Origin of the sequence: Streptomyces sp. NPDC059564, from assembly GCF_042735575.1 — a bacterium.
Lineage (GTDB): Bacteria > Actinomycetota > Actinomycetes > Streptomycetales > Streptomycetaceae > Streptomyces.
This window is the reverse complement of the sequence record NZ_JBHWBP010000558.1, coordinates 1-3,298: the sequence shown is the minus strand read 5'-3', so window position 1 is coordinate 3,298 and position 3,298 is coordinate 1. Positions and strand designations below refer to the sequence as shown.

The following is a 3,298-nucleotide window of genomic DNA, read 5'->3' as shown; positions in this document are numbered from 1 at the left end:
GTCGACGAGGGCCAGCACGGCCGCGTACTCCAGCTGCCGCGCCCAGGTGTCCCCGACCGTCCGCCGGTCGGTGGCCGCTGCGGCCAGGCCCGCCTCCGCGAGGTCGTCCCCGTTGGCGAGGTACGGGAGGACCAGCGCCGGGTCGACGGCGGTCACCACGTTGGAGAGCTCCAGGTGATCACCGCCGTGGGCCGTGATCACCTCGGCCATCGCCCGGGGCTCGACGGAGTCCCACAGCTCCACCACGGCCAGCCGGGCCGCCCCGTCGGACGCCAGCCGCCGCAGCTCGGGGACCAGGTCCTCGCGCAGCGCGCAGCAGGCGCAGCCGCCCACGAGCGGTGCCTCGCCGGACCCGATCGGGCCCGCCCCGTCGCGCACGGTGCGCCGTACGGTCCCGGTCGCGGCCGCGGTGGAGAGGTCGTGGTGGAGCGCGACGCTGCCGGGCACCGAGGTGAGCAGGCCTTCCACGACGGCCCGGCGGGCGTCCGCGTGGAGTCCGCCGACGATCAGGACGGGCAGGGTCACGCGGTGCTCCCGTACCGGCGCTGGAAGCGCTCGACGCGTCCCGCGGTGTCCAGGACGCGCGCGGTGCCGGTGTAGAAGGGGTGGCTCCGTGAGGAGATCTCGACGTCGACGACGGGGTAGGTGCGGCCGTCCTCCCACGCGACCGTCTTGTCACTGGTGGCGGTGGAGCGGGTCAGGAAGGCGAAGTCGGCGGCCTTGTCGCGGAAGACGACGGGGCCGTAGGCGGGGTGGATTCCGGGCTTCATCGGGTGTCCTTCTGAGGGGGTCGGGCGGGCCGGGGTCAGCGTTCCTCGCGGAAGTCGACGTGCCGGCGCAGGACGGGGTCGTACTTGCGCAGCACCATCCGGTCGGGGTCGTTGCGGCGGTTCTTGCGGGTGACGTAGGTGTGGCCGGTCCCGGCGGTGGAGCGGAGCTTGACGATCGGTCGTACTTCGTTGCGTGCCATGGAAGCAGTATATGGAAATGGATCCCATTTTCAATAGAAGACCCAGAAGTGAGCTGCCTTTGCGTCGAGTGAGACAAATCTGTATCGTTCGAGGCGAAGGAGGCTCATGCCCGTGCACGAAGAAGAACTGCTCGACGCCGCGGCGCGTGTCCTCGCCGGCGATCACAGCGCCTCGATGGTGACGATCGCAGCGGGCATCGGCACCAGCCGCGCGACGCTCGGCCGCCGCTACGCGACCCGCGAGGCGCTCCTGAAGGCCGTCGCCGTCCGGGCGATCCACGTCGTCGACGGCTGCCTCGCCCCCGCCGACCTGCCCGAGGCGACCGCCGACGGCCCGTCCTTCGACGCGGCGCTGGAGGGCCTCGTGCTCGCCCTGCTGCCCGCCGCCCACCTGTACGGGTTCACCTCGCGCGACGCCACCGTGCTCGCCGACCCCGCCTTCCGTGCCGGAGTGGAGCGCCAGGACCAGCGGGCCCTCGCCTTCCTCGCCCTCGGCCAGCGGCTGGGGCGGCTGCGCGCCGACCTCCCGCCGTACTGGATCTGGTACTCCCTGTGGGGCCTGCTCGACGCCGCCGCCGAAGGCGTACGCGACGGCCACCTGGCCCCCCGCGAGATCGGCCGGCTCGTCCTGACGTCCTTCCTCGGGGGAGCGCGGCCCCCCTGGCCGCCGCCCACCCCCGCAGCCTGATCCGCCGCCCCGGGCGGCACCCCGTGCGCACACCCGAACGGAATCCCATGCACACCCCCACGCTGGACCCGCGTCGCTGGATCGTCCTGGCGATCCTCTCCGGCAGCCTCCTGCTCATCTCGATGGACACCACGATCCTCAACGTGGCCTTCCCCTCGCTCGTCGCCGACCTCCAGCCCGGCGCCGTCCAGCAGCTGTGGATCATCGACGTCTACGCGCTGGCCCTGTCCGGACTGCTCGTCACCGCGGGCGCCCTCGGCGACCGCTGGGGCCGCAAGCGGCTGCTCATCACGGGCTTCGCGATCTTCTCCGTGGCCTCGCTGATCGCCGTGTTCTCCACCGAGGCCTGGCACCTCATCGCGGCCCGCGCCCTGCTCGGCGTCGGCGGCGCGGCCATCATGCCGTCCACCCTGTCGATCCTGCGCAGCGTCTTCACCGACGCCAAGGAGCGCGCCTTCGCCCTCGCCGTGTGGGCCGCCGTCTTCGGTGGCGGCATGGCCTTCGGCCCCGTCGTCGGCGGGCTCCTGGTCCAGGACTACGGCTGGCACTCCGCGTTCCTCCTCAACCTCCCCGTCGCCGCCGTGATCGTCGCGGCCGGTCTGCGCTACCTCCCCGAGTCCCGCAATCCGCGCGGCACCGGACGCTGGGACTGGGCGGGCGTCGGCCAGTCGATCGTCGGCATGCTCGCCCTCGCGGGCGGCATCAAGGAGCTCGGCAAGGCCGGCGCCGGCGACCCGCTGCCGTGGGCCCTGCTGGCCGTGGCCGTCGTCGCGCTCACCGTGTTCGTCCGCCGTCAGCTGCGCGTGGACAACCCGCTGCTCCAGGTACGGCTGTTCGCCAAGCCCGCCTTCAGCGTCGCCGCCACCGCGATCTTCCTGCCGATGGTGGGGATGGGCGCGATCCTCTTCCTCGTCACCCAGTGGTTCCAGTACGGCCAGGGCTACACCCCGCTGGAGGCCGGGCTGCGCCTGCTGCCCGCCCCGCTCGCCCTGATCTGCGCCTCGATGGTGGCGCCCACGCTGATGCACCGCTTCCCGATCCGCCACGTGCTCGGCGCCGGGCTGGTGGTCCTCGCGGCCGGCATGGCCCTGCCCTGGACCCTCCAGCAGTTCACCGGGCTCGGCTACCCCGCCTTCGCCGCGGCGCTGACGGTCATGGGGCTGGGCGCGGGCATCGCGACCACCGTGGCCTCCGTGACCCTGGTCTCCGCCGCGCCCGCCGACGAGGTCTCCAGCGCGGCCGCCATCGAGGAGACCTGCTACGAGCTGGGCTCCGCGATGGGTGTCGCCATCCTCGGCAGCACCGCCGCCGCCCTGTACCGCAGCAACCTGCCGGTGCTCGACCTGGACGGCCCGGCCGTGAGCGCCGTACGGGACTCCGTGGGCGAGGCGGCGCACACCGCCCAGCAGCTCGGCGGGACCGTCGGGCAGGCCCTCCTGGAGACGGCCTCGCAGGCCTACACCCTGGCGATCACCCCGGCCTTCCTGATGGCCGGAGCCCTGGCCGTCGCCGCCGCGGCGACCACCTGGGCGCTGATCCCGCGCGACCTCCAGCCCACCGAGAACCACTGACCCGGACGCGTCCCGGCCCCGGCCGCCGCGTCGCACCCGCAACCGCCGCTCCCGGCGCCGCCCTCACCG

General features: G+C 73.5%; 5 protein-coding genes. 2 read left to right on the top strand and 3 right to left on the bottom strand.

The genetic code is table 11. The features are described 5' to 3' along the window. The 3 genes from ACFV0Q_RS40075 to rpmG all read right to left on the bottom strand — a co-directional run. A partial coding sequence (locus ACFV0Q_RS40075) for a GTP-binding protein (RefSeq protein ID WP_385012853.1) occupies positions 1-525 on the bottom strand: 525 nt, incomplete at its 3' end. Beyond that, a complete protein-coding gene (locus ACFV0Q_RS40070; RefSeq protein WP_385012852.1) occupies positions 522-770 on the bottom strand; it encodes a type B 50S ribosomal protein L31 in 249 nt (82 codons plus the stop codon). The genes ACFV0Q_RS40075 and ACFV0Q_RS40070, both read right to left, overlap by 4 nt. A 35-nt stretch (positions 771-805) precedes the next feature. After that, the gene (gene rpmG, locus ACFV0Q_RS40065) at positions 806-970 is read right to left on the bottom strand and encodes a 50S ribosomal protein L33 (protein ID WP_266572363.1); all 165 of its coding nucleotides are present in this window, start codon (positions 968-970) and stop codon (positions 806-808) included. Positions 971-1,076: 106 nt separating this feature from the next. Between rpmG and ACFV0Q_RS40060 the strand changes: the two genes are divergently transcribed. Further along, positions 1,077-1,658: a TetR/AcrR family transcriptional regulator gene (locus ACFV0Q_RS40060; protein WP_385012850.1), complete on the top strand. Its 582-nt coding sequence runs from the start codon at positions 1,077-1,079 to the stop codon at positions 1,656-1,658. Between the two features lie 47 nt (positions 1,659-1,705). Beyond that, on the top strand, positions 1,706-3,229 hold the full coding sequence (locus tag ACFV0Q_RS40055; RefSeq protein ID WP_385012848.1) for an MFS transporter: 1,524 nt from the start codon (positions 1,706-1,708) through the stop codon (positions 3,227-3,229). Positions 3,230-3,298: the final 69 nt, after the last annotated feature.

What these genes read in the sequence shown, in the direction of transcription:
- rpmG (WP_266572363.1), bottom strand. Translation starts at nt 970, where the DNA reads ATGGCACGCAACGAAGTACGACCGATCGTCAAGCTCCGCTCCACCGCC.
- ACFV0Q_RS40060 (WP_385012850.1), top strand. Translation starts at nt 1,077, where the DNA reads ATGCCCGTGCACGAAGAAGAACTGCTCGACGCCGCGGCGCGTGTCCTC.
- ACFV0Q_RS40070 (WP_385012852.1), bottom strand. Translation starts at nt 770, where the DNA reads ATGAAGCCCGGAATCCACCCCGCCTACGGCCCCGTCGTCTTCCGCGAC.
- ACFV0Q_RS40055 (WP_385012848.1), top strand. Translation starts at nt 1,706, where the DNA reads ATGCACACCCCCACGCTGGACCCGCGTCGCTGGATCGTCCTGGCGATC.